This is a genomic window from Anaeromassilibacillus sp. SJQ-5 (genome assembly GCF_054108045.1).
Genome location: NZ_JBPJWQ010000001.1, coordinates 1,261,751 through 1,284,002 on the forward strand (window position 1 = coordinate 1,261,751; position 22,252 = coordinate 1,284,002).

Annotated in this window: 20 protein-coding genes; 3 read left to right on the forward strand and 17 right to left on the reverse strand. The window is 56.8% G+C overall.

Annotated elements, in window-relative coordinates; genetic code table 11:
- Positions 1-13: 13 nt before the first annotated feature.
- The 16 genes from ACSAMM_RS05385 to ACSAMM_RS05460 all read right to left on the reverse strand — a co-directional run bounded on the left by ACSAMM_RS05385 (position 14) and on the right by ACSAMM_RS05460 (position 18,398).
- Positions 14-676, reverse strand: a complete 663-nt coding sequence (locus ACSAMM_RS05385; RefSeq protein ID WP_178725919.1) for a hypothetical protein — start codon at positions 674-676, stop codon at positions 14-16.
- A gap of 12 nt (positions 677-688) precedes the next feature.
- Positions 689-1,411 carry an amino acid ABC transporter ATP-binding protein gene (locus ACSAMM_RS05390; protein ID WP_457790295.1) on the reverse strand — a complete coding sequence of 241 codons (723 nt, stop codon included), beginning with the start codon at positions 1,409-1,411 and terminating at the stop codon, positions 689-691.
- Positions 1,404-2,156, reverse strand: coding sequence for an amino acid ABC transporter permease (locus ACSAMM_RS05395; RefSeq protein ID WP_457790296.1), 753 nt, complete (start codon positions 2,154-2,156; stop codon positions 1,404-1,406). Before ACSAMM_RS05395 ends, ACSAMM_RS05390 begins: the two co-directional genes overlap by 8 nt.
- Before the next feature lie 67 nt (positions 2,157-2,223).
- Positions 2,224-3,000 carry a transporter substrate-binding domain-containing protein gene (locus tag ACSAMM_RS05400; protein ID WP_178724798.1) on the reverse strand — a complete coding sequence of 259 codons (777 nt, stop codon included), beginning with the start codon at positions 2,998-3,000 and terminating at the stop codon, positions 2,224-2,226.
- 61 nt (positions 3,001-3,061) lie between these two features.
- Positions 3,062-3,712, reverse strand: coding sequence for an HAD family hydrolase (locus ACSAMM_RS05405; RefSeq protein ID WP_457790298.1), 651 nt, complete (start codon positions 3,710-3,712; stop codon positions 3,062-3,064).
- Between the two features lie 14 nt (positions 3,713-3,726).
- Positions 3,727-4,605, reverse strand: a complete 879-nt coding sequence (locus ACSAMM_RS05410) for an aldose 1-epimerase family protein (RefSeq protein ID WP_457790300.1) — start codon at positions 4,603-4,605, stop codon at positions 3,727-3,729.
- 109 nt (positions 4,606-4,714) lie between these two features.
- Positions 4,715-4,987, reverse strand: a complete 273-nt coding sequence (locus ACSAMM_RS05415) for a hypothetical protein (RefSeq protein WP_457790302.1) — start codon at positions 4,985-4,987, stop codon at positions 4,715-4,717.
- Positions 4,984-6,528: a hypothetical protein gene (locus tag ACSAMM_RS05420; RefSeq protein WP_457790304.1), complete on the reverse strand. Its 1,545-nt coding sequence runs from the start codon at positions 6,526-6,528 to the stop codon at positions 4,984-4,986. The genes ACSAMM_RS05415 and ACSAMM_RS05420 overlap by 4 nt, the downstream gene beginning before the upstream one ends.
- 21 nt (positions 6,529-6,549) lie before the next feature.
- Positions 6,550-10,953, reverse strand: a complete 4,404-nt coding sequence (locus tag ACSAMM_RS05425) for a VWA domain-containing protein (RefSeq protein WP_457790306.1) — start codon at positions 10,951-10,953, stop codon at positions 6,550-6,552.
- Positions 10,954-11,097: 144 nt separating this feature from the next.
- Complete coding sequence (locus ACSAMM_RS05430) at positions 11,098-12,186, reverse strand: extracellular solute-binding protein (RefSeq protein WP_178724812.1); 1,089 nt, start codon at positions 12,184-12,186, stop codon at positions 11,098-11,100.
- A complete protein-coding gene (locus ACSAMM_RS05435) occupies positions 12,187-12,996 on the reverse strand; it encodes an ABC transporter permease subunit (RefSeq protein ID WP_178724814.1) in 810 nt (269 codons plus the stop codon).
- Positions 12,993-13,814: an ABC transporter permease subunit gene (locus ACSAMM_RS05440; protein WP_178724816.1), complete on the reverse strand. Its 822-nt coding sequence runs from the start codon at positions 13,812-13,814 to the stop codon at positions 12,993-12,995. The genes ACSAMM_RS05435 and ACSAMM_RS05440 overlap by 4 nt, the downstream gene beginning before the upstream one ends.
- Positions 13,811-14,959 (reverse strand): spermidine/putrescine ABC transporter ATP-binding protein, encoded by a 1,149-nt coding sequence (potA, locus tag ACSAMM_RS05445; protein ID WP_457790308.1) that lies wholly within the window; start codon positions 14,957-14,959, stop codon positions 13,811-13,813. The genes ACSAMM_RS05440 and potA overlap by 4 nt, the downstream gene beginning before the upstream one ends.
- A gap of 476 nt (positions 14,960-15,435) precedes the next feature.
- Entirely contained in the window at positions 15,436-16,293 is an 858-nt protein-coding gene (locus ACSAMM_RS05450; RefSeq protein ID WP_457790310.1) for a hypothetical protein, read from the reverse strand.
- A complete protein-coding gene (locus tag ACSAMM_RS05455) occupies positions 16,290-17,720 on the reverse strand; it encodes a sensor histidine kinase (RefSeq protein ID WP_457790312.1) in 1,431 nt (476 codons plus the stop codon). Before ACSAMM_RS05455 ends, ACSAMM_RS05450 begins: the two co-directional genes overlap by 4 nt.
- Positions 17,721-17,741: 21 nt before the next feature.
- A complete protein-coding gene (locus ACSAMM_RS05460) occupies positions 17,742-18,398 on the reverse strand; it encodes a response regulator (protein ID WP_178725941.1) in 657 nt (218 codons plus the stop codon).
- Positions 18,399-18,618: 220 nt separating this feature from the next.
- Here ACSAMM_RS05460 and ACSAMM_RS05465 point away from each other — a divergent pair, with 220 nt between their 5' ends.
- Genes ACSAMM_RS05465 through ACSAMM_RS05475 form a run of 3 tightly spaced genes read left to right on the forward strand, consistent with a single transcriptional unit; the run spans position 18,619 to position 21,485 of the window.
- The gene (locus tag ACSAMM_RS05465; protein ID WP_457790314.1) at positions 18,619-19,527 is read left to right on the forward strand and encodes a hypothetical protein; all 909 of its coding nucleotides are present in this window, start codon (positions 18,619-18,621) and stop codon (positions 19,525-19,527) included.
- Between the two features lie 15 nt (positions 19,528-19,542).
- The gene (locus ACSAMM_RS05470) at positions 19,543-20,946 is read left to right on the forward strand and encodes a peptidoglycan-binding protein (protein ID WP_178725937.1); all 1,404 of its coding nucleotides are present in this window, start codon (positions 19,543-19,545) and stop codon (positions 20,944-20,946) included.
- Complete coding sequence (locus tag ACSAMM_RS05475) at positions 20,943-21,485, forward strand: peptidoglycan-binding domain-containing protein (protein ID WP_457790316.1); 543 nt, start codon at positions 20,943-20,945, stop codon at positions 21,483-21,485. The genes ACSAMM_RS05470 and ACSAMM_RS05475 overlap by 4 nt, the downstream gene beginning before the upstream one ends.
- 53 nt (positions 21,486-21,538) lie before the next feature.
- On the opposite strand, the gene ACSAMM_RS05480 is transcribed toward ACSAMM_RS05475, so the two are convergent.
- Positions 21,539-22,237 (reverse strand): RadC family protein, encoded by a 699-nt coding sequence (locus tag ACSAMM_RS05480; protein WP_178724061.1) that lies wholly within the window; start codon positions 22,235-22,237, stop codon positions 21,539-21,541.
- Between the last annotated feature and the right edge of the window lie 15 nt (positions 22,238-22,252).

Sequence of the window (22,252 nt, forward strand, 5' to 3'; positions counted from 1 at the left end):
GGCAGGGGTTCGTTTATTCGTGTTTATCCGCTTGGACCACGTACCATTTGCCGTTGTTTTCCGACGGCAGACGCCGGCCTTTTTCCATACTCTTGATTTGTTCCTCGGTGGCGTTGCCGAACCAATCGTATTTCCAGCCGTCGTCGGTCTTGCGCATCCGGACGGTGTACAGCTTCCGCTGGCCGCCGGCCTCCATACGGTACATGATATACACAGGGTTTTCGTCGCCCAGCTTTTCCGTTTGCGCATAGGCGTCGTCCTCTTCCCAATATTTTGGGGTCAGCCAGCTGCTAATCTGAAAACGCGCCTGGTCGCCGGCGACAGGTAAATCGGTCAAATCTGCGGCCCGAAGGCTTTCCGAAACGTCCTCTGTGCCGTTATCCAACACGTACTGGCGAAAATCTTCCGCCGATTGATTGCCGGCCAGCATAGAAGCGTGCTGCTCCGCGATGCGCTCCGCCGCGATTTCATACCGGCTTTCCATCGTGGTCCGATACGCACAGACCAGAAAAAAGACGAGGAATGCGGAAAACAGCACCACGAAAAGGCCGCGGCCCCAATTGATTTTCAGGGGAGCCGGAGGCTTCCGGACAAAAATCCGGCGGATATTGAACAGGATCAGCGGCACGAGGAACAGCGCGCCCATGACGATATACAAAATCAGTGTGGCTTTCATGCGGCGGCCTCCTTACAATACTTTTGACAAGAATTCCCGGGTGCGGGGCTGCTGGGGGTGGCCGAAGAGCTCGTCCGGCGTTCCCTGCTCGCTGATAACGCCGCCGTCGATGAAAAAGATCCGATCCCCCACCTCTCTGGCAAAGCCCATTTCGTGGGTGACCACCACCATGGTGATCCGGTTGAGCGCCAGCTGCTTCATGACCTCCAGCACCTCGCCTACCATCTCGGGATCCAAGGCGGATGTGGGTTCATCAAACAGCAGAACCTCCGGATCCATGGCCAGGGCGCGGGCGATGGCCACCCGCTGCTTCTGCCCGCCGGAGAGACGGTTGGGGTATTCGTTGGCTTTATCCGCCAGGCCCACCCGGTTAAGCAGCTCCATCGCCTTGTCGCCCGCCTCGGACGCGGTCATTTTCTTGAGCTTGACCGGGGCGAGGGTAATGTTTTTGAGCACGGTCATATGCGGGAACAGGTTGAACTGCTGGAACACCATGCCGACCTTCTGCCGCATTTTATCCAGCTGCCGCAAATTGTGCATGACGGACACGCCGTCGATGAGGATATCGCCCTTGGTGGGCACTTCCAACAGGTTGATGCAGCGCAGAAACGTGGATTTTCCGCCGCCGGAGGGGCCGATGACGCAAATGCATTCGCCGTCGGTAATGCGGGCGTTAATGCCTTTGAGCACTTCCAGTTCGCCAAAATACTTATGAAGATTCTGTACCTCAATCACTGCGCCGCATCCTCCTCTCGATTTTGTTCAGGCCGGTGGCCAGGGTGGTGGTCATCAGGAAATAGATATACGCCGCGCACAAGAGGGGCACGATGTAATCGTAGGTCACGCTGCCGATGGTCTGGGCGCCCTTGGTCAGATCGGCGATGCCGATATAACCGGCCACCGAAGTTTCCTTGAGCAGGACGATGAACTCGTTGCCAAGGGCCGGCAGCACGTTCTTGACCGCCTGGGGAATGACGATGAACAACATGGTTTTCCCGCCGGAAAGGCCGAGGGAACGGCTCGCCTCCGTCTGCCCCTTGTCCACGGCCATGATGCCCGCGCGGATAATTTCGGCCACATAAGCCCCCGAATTGATGCCGAAGGCGAGGGCCGCCACCTGATACCCTTCCAGAACCCCCTGGAAAAGCCGGCCGAAGATAATGAAATAGATCACCATCAGCTGCACCACCGCCGGGGTGCCGCGCACCACGGAAATATAGCCGTTGGCGAAGCCGGCCAGCCAGCGGCGCAGCCCGTTCATGAAGCGGCTGCCCGACAGATTGTCCAGATCCTGCAGCTTGGCAATGGCCAGCAGCATACCGATGACCACGCCAATCCCCGCGGCGATAACCGTGAGCAGCAGGGACATTTTCAGTCCATCCAGCAGGTACTGATAGCGATCGTCCTTAATGACGGCCAGGAAAATCGCATCGGAAAAGGACTGGACGATGTTTTGAAATCCATCCACTATGGCGTTCAAGAAAGTGCCTCCTCACAGATAACAGATAGACAGAAAAGCCGGCCGCCGAAGCGGCCGGCTCTTTTTATTATTTAATATAGTTGTCCAGGATCTTCTGGAGGGTGCCGTCCTCTTTGATCTCTTTCAGGGCCTTGTTGACGGCTTCCAGCAGCTTTTTGTTGCCCTTGGGCACGCCGATGACGTAGTGCTCTTCCTCAAACTGGTTCTCCAGCAGCTTAATTTCACTGCTGTGCTGTTCCTTGTACTCCTTGGCGGGGTTGTTGTCGATAATAACCACGTCCAGGTTGCCGTTGATCAGATCCTGCACCGCCAGGGCACCGTTGGTGTAGCCAATCGCCTTGTCCTTATCGGTCAGGCCTTCCGCTTCAGTCAGGCCGGTAGTGCCAGACTGGCCGCCGATTTTCAGGCCCTTGTCCTTGATGTCGGCCAAAGAGGTATACGCACTGTCCGCCCGGACGATGATGGTCTGCAGAGCGGTGTAATAGCTGTCGGAGAAGTCCATGGCCTCTTCTCGGTCGGCGCGGGCGGTAAAGCCGGCGGCGATGAGATCGATATCCTTGGCTTTCAGGCTCTCGGGCAGGGAATCAAATTCGATATCGCCCTTGACCTCGAAGGTGAGATCCAGCTTCTCCGCGATGGCTTTGACGATGTCCACGTCCACGCCGACAACCTCGCCGCCCTCTTTGTACTCAAAGGGAGGGAAAAACGCATTGGTGCCCATGACCAGCTTGCCCTCAGAAATGAGATCTAAGCCCGCGCCGGGTTTGCCGCTGCAGGCCGCCAAGGAACCGGCCAGCATCAAAACCGCCGCGCCCAGAGACAGAATTTTCATAAACCGTTTCATATGTAGTCCTCCATCCACAAAACTTAACGATTATTTATTATAAGGCATGTCGGGAAAATAATCAACAACAATTTACTATTTCTACCGGTTTTCGCAGGAGAATGCCGGCGCCGGCCCGCCGCAGCTCCTCTTCCCCGCGAAAGCCCCAGACCGCGCCCGCGCTGCGCATGCCGGCGTTATGCGCGGTTTGCATATCCACATCGGAGTCGCCGACGAACAGGGCGGCGGCCGGCGGCACGCCGAGGGCGGCCAGCACCTCCAGAGCGGCGGCGGGATCCGGTTTGGCGGCCCGTCCAGGCCGGCCGCCGACCACACAGGTAAAAACATGGGGGCCGAAAAAATGGCGGACGATCTTGTCTGCCTGTTCTTCAGGTTTATTGGTGACCACGGCCAGGCGCAGCCCCCGTTCCTTCAGCGCGGTCACGGCCTCGGGGATACCCGGATAGGGCGCGGTACGGCGCAGACAGCCCTCGTCATAGATGCGCACGAAATCCGCCAGCAGCTGTCCGGTCAGCTCCGGCGTGCAGCGCTCCCCCAGCGCCCGTTCAATTAGACGGCGGGCGCCGTTGCCCACCATCTGCCGGTATTGCTCTTCGGGATACTCAGGGAAACCGCGCCGGCGCAGCGCTTCGTTGGTGGCGTCGGCCAAATCGCCCAGGGTGTCCACCAGGGTGCCGTCCAGGTCAAAGAGAACGGCCTGTATCGTTTCCATTGTCATCGCCTGCCTTAAAACACCGTAATGGTAAACGCCAGCGATTGTTCCTCGCCCGGCTTTAAAATCTTAGCGCCCAGCTTGTGCTCAAACCGATCGTCCTCGCTGACCCGCGTGCCCATGCCCGTCCAGGGCTCCAGGCAGACAAAGTGGGAATCGACAACCGGCGTCCAAATGGCGAGATACGGCATATCCGGGAAATCCAGACGGACGCCGCGGCCGCTTTTCACCGAGCGCATGGAGACGCTGCGGGAACGGAGATCGTCGAAAATCAGGGCGTCGCCGCGGAACAGCACATGGTTAAGAGCAAAGGAAGATCGGTCGGTGAGAAACCGGTTGCGCACCGTGTCCATAATCAGGCCGCTGCCAAGCTCCACCTGCGGGCAGTCCAGCGTTTCCTTTTCGGGGAATTCCACCAGGTAATCCTCCAGCGTTTCGCCCTCGGACAGCGGCACGCGGAAGGCGGGATGTCCGCCGATAAAAAAGGGCATATCCTGCTCGCTGCGGTTGGTCACTGTGTAGCGGGTTTCTACGCTGTCGCCTTCCAGCGTATAGCGCACCCGCAGGCAGAAGGCAAAGGGATACCCTTTGCGGGTCGCATCGCTGTCGGTCAGCCGGTAGGTCACAAAGGTGTCGCCGGCGTCCTCCAGGGCAAACTCGGCCGTACGGCAGAAGCCGTGCTTGGGCAGGGAGATTTCGCCGCCCGCCGACAGGGCACGGCCGCCGCGCAGCGCGCCGATGATGGGAAACAGCGTGGGGGCGTGGAATGCCCAAAAGGCGGGATCGCCGCTCCACAAATACGAGGGGCCACCATCTTTATCGATCGTTTGGAGCTCCGCGCCCCGGGTGTCCGCCGTCACAGTCAGACGGCCGTTTTTCAATGTCGTCAGCATAAGCTTGTTCCTTCCTTGTTCATATCCCTACCATCATACAACCAAACCGGAAACCGGTCAAGATTCCCGAAGAAAAACACCCCGCGCCGCGGGGTGTTTCAAGGGAAAATCAGCCTTCCGGCATTTGTGCGTCTTTTTTTCTCTTTCTTCTGTACAAAATGTACGCGGTTAGCATAGCGAGCGCCGAGACGGTCAGGATAACCGCCGCCAGGGTCACCCAGCGATAATTGACGGCCAGTATATAGCCCCAGTGCGAATCCATGGTCAGGAGCTTTTCACCCGACACCTGCACCTGCATGCACACGGCCACAATATCAAACACCACGGCAAGCGCGCCGCACACAACCGTTAGAATAAAGAAAATCCGCTTGGCCGTTTTCATGTTTTCTTCCTCCTTGCACGAATGAAGATCACAGCGTAAACCGCCAGCAGCGCCGCCCCCGCGACTATGCACAAAATCCAAATCAGAACCGACCCGCTGAACCAGGGCCTCTCCACCACCGCGCTGTACTTTGACTGGTTCCCGGCGGCGTCCGTCGCCAAAAGCTCCAGCCGGTTTTTTCCCACGGACAGGGGGCAGCGGATGCTGAAATACCCGTTTTGTGTGTCCACCGTCTTGCCGTTCAAGGTCAGCACGGCGCCTCCCTCGGTATGTCCCTCTAGAAACACGTGGTTCTCTGAGGTGGACTGCCCGTTGAGATCCCGCAGAACGGACAGCTGAGGCGCCGTCACATCGACATGCACATCCTTGCCGAAGGTGCGGATGTTCCCCAATGAATCGGTCACATAAAAGGAGAGGCGGTTGTCTCCTTCCTCCATATCCACCCGATAGTTTCCCGACTGGCTGCTTCCTTCCACCAGCATGGTGTCGTTGAGCGCTCCGCTGACCGTATAGCTTCCCGTAAACGTCACCTGGACATACACGGTTTTAGTATTCAGGTGTTCTTCCTCCGGGAACATGACCGTCACGCCGTCGAAATTGCCGCGCGTCACGGTATGCCGTTCGAAATCACCGGTGTTTCCCCAGCGGTAGGCCGCCACGGTGACGGCCAGCTTGTTGACGGAAGCGGGTATCTCTCCAAACCACTGGGTTTCTTTCTTCTCCGCGCTCTCATCCGTGAGCAGTTCGCCGGTGGCCGCATCATACACCCGGATGCGATACCCGGACGCATCCTTCATTGCCTCCCAGGAAAGCCACAGCTCCTCGTCCAGCATCCGTGCCTTCACGCCGCTCAGCTTCGGCAGAGCATCCGCGCTGCGCCAGGAAACGGGGCCGTCCCCATAGCGGCAGGCGAAAATGCCGCCGCTGCCGATGGCTTTGAGATACAGATAATAATCTCCGGACTCCAGAGCGGACAGGGAGAATTCGCACTGACCGGACACTTTCCCCCTGACGGACGCCAACCGCTTTCCTCCGTAATTGACGGGATCCGGCGCCGCCCAGATTTCCAGGGTCAAGTCCTCTTCGCTGTCTTGGATATTCCAGGAGGCCGTCCCTTTGTCGCCCGCTACCTGTGCCGTGAACGAGGCAATGTTCATCCGCCCGGGCATCACGCCGGAATCCAGCGTCACCGTTCCCAGCCCTTCGCCGGTGATTTTGACCTTCCAGGTTCCTTTCTCCGCCGACGCAAACCAAAACAGAAGCTCCCCCTCACCGGCCTGGGCCTGCGGCATGTTGTCCAGGTTATAGGTCTTCCCGCTCGGGGAGGTGATCACCACATCCGCCTGCTTATCGGTATTGTCCCACAGAACCGAAAACACATAATTCTCCTTGGGTTCATTCAGACGAATTTCATATTCCTTCGTCTTGGCCAGCGCCGACAGCGGCAGCAGAACGGCAAAGAGTACCGCCGTCAGAAAAAGGGAAGTCAGCTTGAAGCCTAGGCCCGCTTTTCGGGGCCGGAGATTTTTATATGCTATCATACCGTCCATCCCTCCTTCTCCTCAGAATGTATCCTCATAATGGAATTTATCCCACAGCATGAGACCTTCGCTGTTATACCAGGCCCGGGCCCAGTCATCGTTGCAGTACACCTTTACCGCGAGGGTGGTCCCGCTGGACGTACCGACATCGGCGGTAAACTCGATGCCGATCTTCCGGTTTTCCCAGTTCACATTCGCCCAGCTGCAGCGCAGATGGCCATTGCCGCCCAGGCCGATCAGCGCCGAAACACCGTCTTGATTCTGCCCGGCCCAGCATACCGAAACTTCCGCCTCCAGCTCACCGCCGATGTCGATGCCCGCACAGGACAGCTCGGCGCCGACGCCGGCCTTCACCAGAAATTTTTTGGTGCTGATGCCAATTTCCGCCGAGGCGATTTTTTGCTGCAGCAATTCCAGATCCGCTTGGATATCCAGCGACAGATCGCTGAAATTCAGCAGCACCTGCGCGTCGGAGATTTTCCCCAGTTCCCCCCAGCGGGTGATGCTGCGAGCCGCGCCGGTTTGCTTCCAGCCGAGCATTTTGAACACGTTGATATCCGCTTCGGCCAGCACCTTCAGCGTCGCGTCCTTTTTGGTTACCGAATCATCCTGAATGAACAGGCCGCTGGCGCCGGCCATCCCGCCTCCGACCTTGGTGAGATTGAAAACCTTGAAAATCGGAATGCCCGGATCCATGGTCACTGCCACTTCCAGGCTGTCCGGATACCAAAAATACGACCCTACCGCCACGTCGATGCTGCTGTCCGACTGGTCGCTGCCGTTTATCACCTTCACGCCGGGCATTAAAATACTGACATCGAAGTTCCAATACTCATAATTCTCATCCAAGGAGTTTATCTTTAGACCCAGCTTTTTCACCGGAAACAGGAAGAACTTTTTATCGTCCGGAAGCGAGAGCTTGACCTCGCCGCCGAAACGCACGTCCGATGCGCCCAGCGCCACCGACAACGATCCCGACAGGGGAAAAAAGCGCTCCCATTCTCCCCCCAGGGTTTTGACCAGCGCCTCCCGATCCTTCTTGGTGCCGGCCACGCCTCCGGTCAGGGCAGAAACCAGATTGTCCTCGATAGCGCCGAAATCCAACGCCTCGGCATCCAGCTGCAGCCGATCGGCGTACAGGGTCACCTTGGCCGCGGAAACCTCGGTGAAGCCCGGGAATTTCAACGAGTAATCCCGCAATTCGTCGGCAATGGCCTGGCCGTTGCCGCCAGCGCCGAAATCGGTATCGGATTCGCCCACGCTCATGGAAAACGTCCCGCTGCGGACCACCAGATCCCGGCCCTGGAAAATGTTCTCCGCAAAGGTATGGCCCACCATGCTCTGCAGGCTGTTTCCGCTCTCCGCCGTCTTCACCGCCTGCGCGTAGCTGGCGTAGAGCTTGCCTTCGCCGTCCACCGAGCCGTTTGAGCCGAGGTACACCGCCTTGCGCCCCGCTTTGGAGAGATCGTCGTCATCCAGCTGAGCATTGGGAGTAATCGTCAGCTCGGACGTGCTGTACAGAAAGCCGTTGACGCTGACATTGCCGGAGGCGGTGAGCTGCGTGCGGCTGCCGCTTTCGCTGGTGACGCCGATATTATCCGCCAAGATAAACAGGTTGCCCATCTGCACAGAGGATACCGTGCCGGCGCGGAATACGCGGAAGCCTTTATACAGGGTATCCGCCCGCCCGTCGGGCAACCGGGCTTTCACCGCGTAAACACCGGCCGTCAGGTTCCCCCGCAGCTTGCCGGTAAGTTCTCCCGCGTTTTTCACCTTCACGTTGGTTAGGGCGACGTTCCCGACGCTGACGGTCATTCCCTTTTGAAAGCCGGAGCCGCGTACCGTGACGGTAAGCCCCTGGCTGATGTCGCCTTGGGCCGCGCTGCCGGGCGTGAGCGCGTATACGGCCAAATCCCCGTCCGACACGGGGTAAATCCCCGTATCTTCGTCTTCATCGGGGATTTCCTCTCCGGAAATCCGATAAGCCTTGACATCGTCCACCGCATAGTCCGGTATGCCGACCGTCAGGCTCCGGGGATCCGCTTCCGGATTGTCCGTTATCGTGTATTCCATGCAGTAGTTGTTGACGATATACTGCTGGAGCAGGCGATAAATATCCGCCAGTTCCGTGGAGGATTCCGCCGCGATAAATTTTCCGCCGGTGCTCTGGGCGATACCACGCAGATAGGCTTTGTTCACGTCGCCCAGACCTATGGTGAAAATCGCGACGCCCTGCTGCTTGGCTTTTTGCAGCACCTTCTGCATTTCCTCTTGGCTGTTGTTATCCTTTCCATCGGTCAGCAGGATAATCGCCCGCGTCCCGCCGACACCGTCCAGCTCTCCCAACGCCGTAAGGATGCCTCCAGAAATGTTGGTGCCGCCCGCCGCCGACAGATTGCGGATCCCGCTGACCAATTTAGACGAGGAATTGGTCAGAGACACCGCGACCGAGGCGCTGTCGTCATACGGCACCAAAGCCATGCGCTGGGTATCCGCGTCCATATTTTCAGCGCAGGTTTCCGCTGCCAGCTTGGCGTCCTTCAGCGGCGCTCCCTCCATGCTGCCGCTGTGATCCATCAGCAGCGCAATCGAAATTTTCGCCGCTTCTTCATCCTGGATCAGCTTGAAATCCTGGATTTGGAACTGCGTATCGAACAATTCAAAATCCGACTTCACGAACCCGTCTGCCGCGCCGAACTTTCTATCCTTTTCTCCGCTTATGTTCACATAGGCGCGCACAGTGGGGTAATTCTTCGTATCGATCTTTCCGATCAAAACCGACAGCCTGTCGTATTTCAGCGTGGAGGTGACGAAATTCGCCATAGTTCCGTTGACCGTCTCCCCCGAAGAGGATACGACATCCTGGCTTTGGGCGCGCACCAGCCGCTGTACCGCCATGGTCAGGGCCGGATCGCTTTCTCCCGCCTCCATGGTGTTGTAGGCCCCTACGACCTCCTGCAAGGGCTCCCGGATTGGGGAATCCTGGCGCAGCACGCCGCTGTTGTCCACGACCTTCCAGATATACTCTTTGGCATCGTCCCGTTCGTCCGCCGCCAGGTACAGCTTGGCAATCTGCAAATCCAGCAGGCCGCTCTTGTCCCCGCTCATCGGTTTTTTTGCGAGCAGGTAGTTCACCGCGCGGGTGATGTCAAGCAGAGAGGCCTGCTTACGCAGATCGTCCGCTTCATTCATCAGCTGATCGTATTTGTCCTGCTGCGAGGGAAGCTGGGTATTGAGGCCGCCGGCTTCCGTCTCTTTTTTCTCCGCTTGCTCCAAAAGCTTCTGCGCTTCGCTGTCCAGTGCGGGATCGCTGCTGCTCTGGCCGCTCTTGACCTGCTGCGCAATTAAATCTGTATACACCACCAGGTTGTTTTCGCTGCCGTTCAGGCTGACCAGCTTCTGAGCCAGCGGACGCGCTTTGGCCCAACTTTCCTGCCGGGTATAGTATTTGATGGCTACCAGCAGAACGTCCTCGTCATCGGGATAAAGCGTCAACAGCTCTTCCACCGTGGCCGCATCCAATTGGCTGAGATCGCCGAGCGTCATGGCCTTGTCCAGCCGATACAGCTCATCCGTTTTTTCGCTCATCACATCGCCGGCGCCCCGCTTATCGCAGATTTCCCGTACCAGCTGCTCCATGCGTTCCTGCCGCTTCGCCTCTGTCATGGCCGTCGGATCCATATCCTCCTTGGCCAGAGGCAAATCCGCCGCCGTACCTGTCATTTCGCCGGTTGCGGCGTCGATCGACAGGCCGAGGACATCGGCGGACAGCGCGCGCACTTCCTGAACCAAGGGTTCCGTGGAGGCGTCCAGCTCCCCATCCCGCAGGAGCCTGTCCGCTTCAAAATAGGCGGTCAAATACTCCCGATCAATGGCGTCCGCCAACAATGTGATCATGTCGCTGTCCTTCTCGGGGCATAGCTGCGCCTTTTCGCGGGCCACCTCGCCATGCCCGTCCAGCAGATACCGATAAGCAAAATCCAGGTTCATCCGGCGGGAACTTCCGCCGGCCAGGGACAGCACGACACCCGTACAGGCGCACAGCAGCCCCGAGGTCACCAGAGCCAGCAAGCACCAGTGCCCCACGCTGCGGGCCATACGTAGCTGCTTGTGGCCCAGCAGATCCCCCACGAAAAACAAAGCAAACACGCCGCAGAGCGTCAGCAAGGGTGCCAACGGCAAGCCGTCCACCAGCCTTCTTCCGCCAAGAGCCAGGCACACCGCGGCCAGCACCGCCGCCGCCCCTACCGCAAGAGGACCAGCGACAGAGCGTCGTTTTTTCTCGGGCAGCGGTGCCGGCGGCACGGACGCCTGCGAATCCGCCGGCGCCGCTTCTGTCGCCGGACTGGCCGCCGACAAATCCTGCCCGCAATAGGGGCAGACGCCCCCTTCCGGCACCGATTTTCCACAACGAAAACAAATCACGCTTTCCACACCTCTCCTGAAAAGGCTGTCTTCCTTCCAAAATATAGTATAGCAATAACCCCTTTTAATTTCAATGTCCATGCCGGCTAAAATTGAAAAGAAACCCCCAAAAAACAAGGCGGCGCCACAGCGCCGCCTTGCCGGTTATTTGCTTTTAAGTTTAATCCAGAGGTCGTCCATCAGCTTATTGGTTTCGGCGGGGAGCGTCAGGAACACTTGCGTTTTTTCCATGATGGAAGCAGGCGGATAAAACACAGGGTTCTCCCCTACCGTCGGATCCAGCTGCTTGCGGGCCTCCGTCTGCGGGGTGGAATACCCCAGATATTCCGCATTGGCCTTGGCCACATCGGTGCGGCAGAGGAAATTGATGTAGGCCTCCGCCTCCGCCTTATGCTTGGTGTCCTTAGTCACGCACATGGCGTCCACGAAAAAGTTGGTTCCTTGTTCTGGCACAAAATAGCCGATGTTTTCATTGCCGTCCTCTCCATACATCATGATGGAGCCGTCGCCAGAATAGTAAGGGGCCAGCCAGCCTTCCTCGTTGGGCATTTTGGTGAAAATCTGATCGTTGAAATAGCCCTGAACCAGCGGCTTCTGTCTGAGCAGCTCGTTATACGCGGCTTCCCATTCGGCCTTGTTGGTGGTATTCACTTTATAGCCCAGCTTGATGAGGGCGATACCGAAGGCGTCCCGCGGATTGTCAAACATATAGATTTTGTCCTTGTATTTCTCGTTCCACAGGATGTCCCAGCCCTGGGCCAGATCCTTTTCATCCACATGCTTTTTATTATAAAAAATACCTACCGTTCCCCAGGTATACGGAACGGAATATTCGTTGTTCGGATCGTAATCCAGATTCTTATACGCTTCGTCAATATACTGATAGTTAGGGATGTTGGCAAAATCCAGTTTGGCCAGCAGATTCTCATTGATCAGCTTGCCCACCATATAGTCCGAGGGAAACAGGACGTCGTAATCCGCTGCGCCCGAGCTGATGATGGTGTACATGGATTCATTGTTCTCAAACGTCTTGTAATTGACCTTGATACCGGTCTCCTCGGTGAACTTTTCATTGACGTTGAAATCTTCATCGTCGATGTATTCGCCCCAGTTATAGACGTTGAGCGTCACATTCTTTTTGCCACCGCTGCCCTCGTCCGTGTCGCCCGCAGAGCATCCGGCGAAAATCCCGGCCGTCAGCACGGCCACCAGCAGTATCGCGATTTTTTTCACTTATCTATCTCCCTTTTTCTTATTTTTACCCCCCAGATCGCGGATCTGGCGGATATTTACGAGTAATAAGAGCAGCAGCACCGTGCCAAACATGAGGGTAGACAGCGCATTGATTTCCGGGGTAACCGGCTTTTTCGTCATGGAATAGATGGTCACCGACAGGGTCTGCGCCGTGGAACCCGAATTGAACAGGCTGATAACAAAGTCATCCAGGGACATGGTAAAGGCCATGAGCGCCCCGGTGACGACGCCGGGCATGATTTCCGGCAGCACCACCTTGAAAAAGGCAGACAGTGGATGACAGCCTAAATCGAGGGCTGCCTCATACATATGCTTATTCATCTGCCGCAGCTTGGGCATTACCTGCAGCACCACGTAGGGGATGCAAAAGGTGATATGCGCCAGCAAAAGGGTGCCGAAGCCGAGTTTCAGCAGGCCGGTGGCCCGGAACAGGAACACAAACATCAGCATCATCGAAATGCCAGTGACAATTTCCGGATTCACCATAGGAATATTGTTGACCGCCATCAGGGTTTTACGCAGCTTGGCGTTCATACCGTACATGCCCACAGCGGCGGCCGTACCGATCACGGTGGCGATAATCGCCGCCAGAAAGGCCACGAGCAGCGTCAGCTTCAAGGAATCCAGAATCAGGTCGTTATGAAACAGGTCGGAATACCATTTGGTGGTGAAGCCATGCCAGACGGCCCGGTTCTTGGAATTGTTGAAGGAGAAAACGATGAGCACCACGATGGGGGCATACAGAAAGATAAAAATTAAGGTATTGTAGATACGGGAGAGTGTTTTCATGCCATCATCCCTCCCAAATCCTCGTCGTCCTTGTCGACCAGGTGCATCAGTGCCATGCACAGGAGCATCAGCACCATCAGCACCAGGGATAGGGCCGCGCCCACATTATAATTCCGTCCGCTGCCGGCGAACATCATTTCAATGACATCGCCGATAAGCATCTTCTTGCCGCCACCCAGCAGCTTCGTGATGACAAAGGTGCTCACCGCCGGGACAAACACCATGGTGATGCCGGTCACGATCCCCGGCACGGACATGGGGAGCACCACCCGGCGGAATACGTTCCAGAAACCGGCGCCCAGATCCTGCGCCGCCTCAATCACGCGGTCATCCATTTTAGCCATGACCGAATACAGGGGCAGCACCATAAAGGGCAGAAAGTTGTAAACCATGCCCAGGACCACCGCTCCGTCGGTATTGATCATATGGACAGGCCCCAAGCCGAGAAGGCCGAGGAACTGATTGATAAGCCCCTTGTCCTCCAGGAGCGTCATCCAAGCCAGGGTGCGCAGCAGAAAATTCATCCACATGGGCAGCATGACGATCAAAACCATAGTTTGCTGCACCCTTTCGGAGGAACGGGCGATGCTGAAAGCCAGGGGATAGGCCAAGACAAGACACAGAATCGTCGCAAGTCCCCCCTGGGCGATGGAGTCCAGAAAAGTGCCGGCATAATCCCCGATGGCACGGATGTTGTCCAGTGTGAAGGAGCCCTGCGCATCGGTAAAAGCGAACCAGGCCACAATGCCCAGGGGAACGACGGTGAACAACACCATCCACACCGCGAAGGGCGCTGCAGCGCAGCGGGTGTTTTTCATCCGTTATCCTCCTCGCTTTCCTCGTGCACCAGATCCGCCTCGGGGTCGGCCATTTCCTCAAACTCCTCCGAATAGGAGCTGTAGTCGCCGAACATGCCGGAATAGGCGGACTTCTTCATGATATGGATATCCTCCGGGTTGAGGACAATACCGATAACGGTATCGGGAGCATAGTAGTCCGTGGTTTGGATCAGCCACTTGAAGCCCTTGAAATCGACGATGGTTTCGTAATGAACGCCCTTAAAGGTCACGCCGGTCACGGTACCAATAAGGTGTCCCTTGTCCGGCTCCACGATATCGATATCCTCTGGACGGATCACCACGTCCACCGGCTCCTTCTGCGCAAAGCCGGCGTCCAGGCACTTGAACTTCCGGCCGAAAAACTCCACCAAATAGTCCTCATGCATCACGCCGTCCAAAATATTGCTTTCACCGATGAAATCCGCCACAAAGGCGTTTTTCGGTTCGTTATAAATATCCTGCGGGGTGCCGATTTGCTGAATTTCGCCGCCGTCCATGACCACGACGGTATCCGACATGGACAGGGCTTCCTCCTGATCGTGGGTCACATAGATAAAGGTGATCCCTAGGCTTTTCTGAATATTTTTCAGTTCCACCTGCATATCCTTGCGCAGCTTGAGGTCCAGCGCGGCCAGCGGCTCATCGAGCAGCAGGACCTTCGGATGGTTAGCCAGCGCCCGGGCGATAGCCACCCGCTGCTGCTGCCCGCCGGATAAGGTCTGCACGCCCCGCTTCTCAAAGCCGACCAGATTGACCAGCTTAAGCATCCGGGCCACGGTGTCTTTGATTTCGGCGTTGCTCTTCTTCTGCACCCGCATGCCGAAGGCGACATTTTCGTAGACGTTCAGATGCGGAAACAGGGCATACCGCTGAAAAATGGTATTGACGGCCCGTTTGTGCGGCGGCAGCTGATTGATACGTTTGCCTTCAAAAAAGACATCGCCGCTGTCCGGTGTGATGAAGCCGCCGATAATCCGCAGCGTGGTTGTCTTCCCGCAACCGGAAGGGCCCAGCAGGGTGACAAACTCTCCATCCGAGATGCTGAGATTCAAACGGCTCAGCACCCGTTCCCCATCGAACGACATCGCAATGTCTTTGAGTTGGATAATATTGGTGTTTTCCATGACAATGCATCCCCCTTTGCGGTAATAGAATTTCCTGAGCCGGCCTGAACCAGCCATCGGAAACCGCTGTATCCTTGACAACGCCCTCCGCAAAGGGTTTTTCACAATCTCGCCGATCGGCGGAGACTGCGGCGCTGCGTGGATACCGCTTATGCGATGTGCCAGATGCATGTTCACGCGAAAAAATCCCGCCCGGTTCTGCCGGGTGGGATTCCGGAATGTGAACAACAATAACAATATAGAGAACAATGCAGGAAATGTCAAGATATTTTCGCATTTTCTCGAAAAAAATGTGATTCTTCCGCATTTGAGAGCTATTGTTGTTCATTTCGCTTGCATAATCTCGTTTTTCCTCCGGTTTTCTCCGTCTCCCTCAACTCTTCAACGAACTTCCTGTTTACTCGACAGCATGCTGACCGACTGGCTACCCGTCGCCCGGTACCGCTCCTGCATAAAAGCCTTTAAAAGGAGCCAATTTAATCAACTTCTACCACAAAGTCTTTTTGTTGTAAGCTGAAGCCGGTCATTGAAAAACGGAGCGGATCCAGCATCAATATCAGCTGGCCGTCATTGGCCTTGGAGGTGCAGACCAGCAGCAGTTCGCTGTCCGTCGTCAGAGCATTGGCCGCATATAAATCGTTCTCTGTAAAGGAGGAGGGAAGCCAGCCGTTGCTTTGTATATTCTTGAGCTGCTGCCAAACCGGCAACCCTTCCGCCTCCCCGTCGGATAGGGCCTGCCGCAGATCCCAGCCGCCCTGCTGAATCGTAAACCGATCATAGGCTGTATCGGACGGTTCTGTCCGACAGTGAAAATAAACCAGTTCCATCCGATAGTCAAAAACGCAATCCACCCAGACAGCCGAACGCACGCCCTTTTCATCTGCCGTTTCCAGGCGATAATTCGCCAAATAATAGAGCGGCCGATCGTTTTCATCCCGTCCTTTTTTCATAGCAGCCGCTGGCTGGCTGGTATCTTCTACGGCGGTTAGGATTTGCGCCTTATTTTGGTCTTCGGACAGGCAGATGTACAGCCAATCGAATATCTGCCAAAGACGTACGCCCAAAGCCGCCTTATCCGACTCGGACAGGCTGGACACCCGAGCGGCGTCGTACAGATTCCACGGGTACAGCGTCAGGGTTTCTTCTATGGCCTCGTAAACCGGGGCGGGCGCAAGCAATTCCTTTTCCAAAGGCAGCACCTTATTCTCATAGGTGGGAAGCAGGGCGTTCATCCCAAGAGCCAGAAACAGCCCCAGCGCCACCGCGGCGGCGGCCAGCCAGCTCATCAGCAGCCAGTCTTTCCGTATGCGCTTTTTTCGTTTTCCGCTGCTCATGCTTCCGCCTCCCCGTCAAATGTGAGATAAACCTGCGTGCCTTTTCCCAATTCGCTTTCAATGGTCAGCCGTATCCCGTGCAGCCGGGCAATCTCTACACACAGGGCGAGGCCGAGGCCCGCTCCCCCTGCTTTTCTAGATCGCACTTTATCCAGCATATAAAAAGGCTGTACGATTTTGGCGATCTCTTTCTGCGGAATTCCCATCCCGGAGTCGGACACAATCAAAACCAGATGGCCATCCGGCGCAAGCCCGCCTAAAAACTCCACCGTCTGCCCCGCCTTCGAGGCTTTCATCGCGTTATCCGCCAAATTGTACAGCAGCGATTTGAACAGCTCTTTATCTACACGCACCTCCACGTCGGGAACCACGCAGCGCAGATTCATTTCCCGCAGGGCGAGGGAAGGCTGGAGGGAAATCTCCACCTCCCGAACGAGATCAGGCAGGGATATCCGCTGAAAATCCAACTGGGTGTTCCCTACCGTAATCAGTTCCATCAACTTGCCGGAAAGAGAGCGCAGTCGTTTGGTTTCCTCGACGATGACACCGGCGTACTCGCGCCGTTCGGCTTCCGTCACGACCTTTTTGACGCGCAGAATATCGGCAAAGCCCAGGATGGAGGTCAGCGGCGTCTTCATCTCATGCGCCAAATTGGCGATAAAGGTTTTCTGATTATCCGCCACCTGTTCCAGGCTGTCGACGTTGGTTTCAATGGAATCGGCCATTCGATTGACGTTGCGGGCCAGCTCGGCGAGTTCGCTGTGGCCGGCGATTTGGAGCCGTTTCTGATAATCCCCCTGGGCAATACGGCGCATAGCGTAATTCACCTTTTGCAGCGGGCGCATCAGCCACCAGACCATCACCAGCAGCAGGCCGGCCACCACCAGAGACAGCACCAGACTCAGCGTGCGCACATACCGCAGCTGTTCGCGGCGGAGAACCGACAGATCCGTTGCGTCCGTCATGGTGACCAGGATATAGTCCACCTTTTCCATGGAGATCTGAGAGCCGACCAGCAAACAGCTCCGGGCATCCTGGGTAATAAATTTCAGCTGAGGAGCTTCCGCTGTCACAGCTTTTACCACGTCCAGCTCCTGGGCTTCTTCCATCACGCCGGTGGTGGATATGCGTTTGCCGGCCCGGTAGAGGGACACGCCGGCGCCTCGCTTTTTCTGGGAGTCCAGCACTTTTTCCACGACGGCATAGGTATCCTCCTCGCTCAGCAGGGTTTTATTCTGCTGCAGGCGGGTCACTGTCACGGTGTTTTGCACGGCGGCGGCCACCAGGCTGTGTTCGGACGCCGCCCGCTTCTGTTCCTGTTGAAACAGCATGTTTTGGCTCTGAGACAGCAGCAAAAAAGACGTGCCGTCCACCGCCAGCATAACCAGCAGCAGCGTGCCGATAAATATTTTATGCCAGAGCTTCATCGGCCCACCACTCTCTTTCGCTTAGCGACTTTCCAGGCGATAGCCCAGTTTTGGAATCGTGATCAGCTGCCGCTGCAGCCCCATCTTCCGGCGCACCTGCTGGACATGGATATCCACCGTCCGGGTCTCGCCCGCAAATTCATACCCCCAAACAGCTGAGAGCAGCCGTTCGCGGGACAGGGCAATATCGGTGTTCTGCAGAAAAAAGACCAGCACGTCGAACTCCTTCGGCGTGAGGGAAACGGGATCGTTGCCCTTCTTCACCACATGCTCATCCAAATTGACCGTGATATCCCCATAACAAATCTGCGTCTTTCCCCGGTTCGTGCGGCGAAGCACCACCTCCACCCGAGCCAGCAGTTCCACCGCTTCAAAGGGCTTGACAATATAATCCTCGGCCCCTAGCTTCAGGCCGCGCACCTTATCGGCCACATCCTGAACGGCGGTGAGAAAAATCACCGGGGTTTTATCACTTTGAATCCGCTGGATAACCGAAAAGCCGTCCAAGCCGGGCAGCATGACGTCCAGCAGCACCAGATCGTAATCTCTCTCGCTGATAAGAGTGACCGCCCGCTCTCCATCCTCGCAGATTTCGCTGGTGTACCCGCCGATGGAAAGGGTGGCCGCTATCATTTTCGCTATATGTTCGTCGTCTTCCACGATTAGTATCGGTTTCATAGACATCCTCCTTATCCGCGCCGGCTTGTCCCGGCCAGGCTGATTTCCTATCAGTATACCATTCTCCAAAAAAAGATGCAATGTTGCCGCTTTGGCATATTTAGCCGCCGAAGCCGTATATATGAATTGATAGGCAACCGCTGCCCTCCGGCGTCTCCTGCCGGCGAAAAGGAGACGCCTTCCCCACCAATCCGTTTCGCCGGAGAAATGGAGAATGTTTATGAAGCTGGATTCCTCTTCTCAAAACCTGGATAGCCTGATCGAACAGTACAACCGGGAGCTGATGCGTTTCTACCAGCAAAACGCGCCCCGTATCCAGCCGGACGGCGAACCCGTCGAGGAGCCGGAAGGCCCGGTACGCGTCGCCTATCCGGCCAAAATCATTTCGCCGCCCAATCCGCCGGATTTCCAGGAGGATAACCGGCGGGAGATGCGCGAGCGTTTGGAACAAGAAAGCGCGGCACCCGTGCCCCACCCGTCCCAAAGCAACGCGTCAACGCCCGCACAGCCTCTTCCACAGGCGGGCCGGCCCGTTTCCAAAAGCTTTCCCATCCATCTGGAGGACCGGATTCTGGAGGAAGGGCTGCTGCCCGGCGTACCGCTGGTCGAGGAGCCAGGGGCGCTCGAAAAACCGATGCCCGCGGAAAACAGCGAGCAGACGCCACAACAGATTTTCACGCCGCAGGCCCCGGAATCTTCCCCGGAGGAAGGCCCCGCCGTCCTGCCGGAAGAGCTGTCCCTTCCCATGTCTACAGGATACTTACAGGTGTTTTTATCCTCCGCAAGGGAGGCCACGCCGATTCCGGGCGCCATCGTGACGGTCACCCGGGTAAACGGCGGCGGCGAAGAGCTGTACGCCCATACCACCACCGACCGGGACGGCTTAACCGAGGTGATCGCGCTGCCGGCCGTGGACAGCGCGCTGACCATGGAACCGGGGATCCCCTCGCCTTACACCAGCTATAACATTCAGGCCGCCGCTCCCGGGTATTTCCGAGTACTCAATGTGAACGCGCCGATCTACGGCGGCAACACGGCGGTGCAGCCCGTTCAGATGATCCCCATTCCTGAATTTGAATTGTCCCCCCAGGATCTGGTATTCTTTCAGACCGGACCCCAGGATCTTTAGAAGGGAGCGACCGCTTTGAACGGAGAGCCGTATATTCCTCAATTTCTGACCGTCCATCTGGGGGCGCCGGGCTCCAATGCCCAAAATGTCACGGTTTCTTTCCCCGACTATATTAAAAACGTGGCATCCAGCGAAATCTATCCGACCTGGCCGGAAAACGCCATCCGCGCCAATGTCTATGCGCAGATTTCTTATGCTCTCAACCGCTACTATACCGAGTGGTACCGCAGCATGGGGTATGATTTCGACATCACCAACTCCACACGCTATGATCAGGCCTATGTACAGAACCGGGATATCTTCGCCAACATTAGTGACATCGTTGACGATATCTTCAACGAGTATGTTTACCGGCAGGGCAGCGTCGAGCCCTACTTCACCCAATACTGCAATGGCACCACCGTCACCTGCGACGGGTTGTCTCAATGGGGAACGGTGCCTCTAGCGGAGCAGGGTTATGGCCCTTACGATATTCTGGTGGAGTTCTACGGCCCGGACATCAACCTGAACACCGATACACCGGTGCGCATCAACTCCCCCTCCTATCCCGGGCTGCCCCTGCGGCTGGGGGATGCCGGAAACAGCGTGCGCACCAAGCAGGTACAGCTGAACCGCATATCCCGCAATTACCCCAGCATTCCCAAAATTGCACCGGTGGACGGCGTGTTCGGACAGGAGACAGACGACGCTGTACGGGAATTTCAGCGGATTTTCAAGCTGACCGCCGACGGCATTATCGGCAAAGCCACCTGGTATCGGATCGCCTATCTCTACAACAGTGTCAAGCGCCTATCCGAACTGGATTCGGAGGGGATTTCCCTGGACGAGGTAGCGCAGCAGTTCCCCTCCTTGCTGTCTCCGGGAGACACAGGGGACGAGGTGCGGATGATACAGTATTATCTCCAGGTAGTCGCCGCGTATTACGATACCGTCCCCCCGCTGACCACCACCGGCGTATATGACGACGCCACCTATCAGGCCGTGATGGCATTCCAGCGCACCTTTGGCCTGACGCCGGACGGGATTATGGGACAGCAGACCTGGAACGAGCTGTATAAAGCCTATCGCGGCATACTCGACAGTACGGCGGTGATGGAGGGCGGCGTCGTGCTGTATCCGGGAACGGTGCTGCGTATTGGCTCCCAGGGAGAATATGTGCAGATTCTTCAGGAATACCTGGCATATATTTCCGAGTTTTACCCGGAAATCCCCGCAGTGCAGGTCACCGGCGTTTTCGGTAATCAAACCCAGGCGGCGGTCATTGCTTTTCAGAATCTTTTTGGCCTGGAAGCCGCGGGCATTGTCGGCCCACTGACTTGGGACGCCATCGCCAGCCTGTACTCGGATCTGCGCGTCGGCAATGATAAGCAGCCGGGACAATTCCCGGGCACCGAACTGGCGGAAGGAGAAACGACATGACCTGGATTCCCAACGATATTCATCAGGATCAGGATCTCTATATCCGGGAGCTGCAGACCTATTTGCGTACGGTTGCCACCCGGCACATCGAAATCCCGCTGATAGCGGTGGACGGTATTTTCGGCCCGGAAACCACCCAGGCGGTCATCGCCTTTCAGGAAAGCTTCGGTCTGGAACCGACCGGCCGGGTCAACCGGCAGACCTGGGACGCCATTTACGCAGAATACACCCGGATACTCAAGGTGGAAGCGCCCGCGGAGGCTCTCCGGCCTTTTCCGGCACCCGACTATGTGATGATGCCCGGCGATACCGGCAATCTGGTATTCTTCCTGCAAATCATGCTGGACACCATCTCGGAACGTTACAGCAACCTGCCGCCTGTCAAAAAAACCGGCATTTACGACGAGGATACGCAGCGTGCGGTCCAGCAGATGCAGCAGCTGGGAGGGCTGGAACCGAACGGAAAAACCGATAAGGCCACCTGGGATAAAATCACCCGCCTGTACAACATCCAGGGACGGCCGGAAATCCAGTCCTGACAAGCCAAAAGGAGCAGCCGCGCAACAAGACGCGGCTGCTCCTTTTATCAGGTTCAGGTAAAAATATACTGCAGCGACGGCGTCTGAGCCATCGACACAAAGTCATCCTCAGATATAATGATATGATCCACCAGCCGCACATCTGCCAAGGCCATGGCCTTTACGAGTATCTTGGTGGATTCAATATCGTCGGCAGAGGGAAACGCATGGCCGTTCGGATGATTATGCGCCAGGACCGCGACCGTGGCATTATCCCGCAAGGCCTGCTGCAACGCCAGGCGCACATTGATTTCCGTGGCGTTGACGCTGCCCTCGAAAATGGTGGTGCAGTTGAGCACCTTTCGGCGGTTATCCATGGACAGCAGCACCACTGCCTCATTCTTCAGGCCCAGAAACTTCGGCAGAATATACTGCCCCACCTCATGGATACTATTCAGCACCGTGCCGAAGCTGAGCTTGTCCTCATAGTAGCGATGTGACAGCTGACAGCAGAAGCAGATGAGGGAGGCCACGTGATCGGAAATGCCCTTGACGCGCTTAAGCTCCTCGTAAGGCGCCTCCAGAACACCCGACAGGCTGCCGAAGCGTTCCAACAGCTCATGAGCCAGCTCGTTGGTATCCTTAACAGGAATGCCAAAAAACAGCAGCAGCTCGATCACTTCATGAGGCGCAAAATTATGGAGCCCCTCTTTGAGGAAACGCAGCTTGACGCGACCGCGATGCCCATCGTGAGGATTTTTTGCCTTAACCATGTTCTTCCCCCTCAC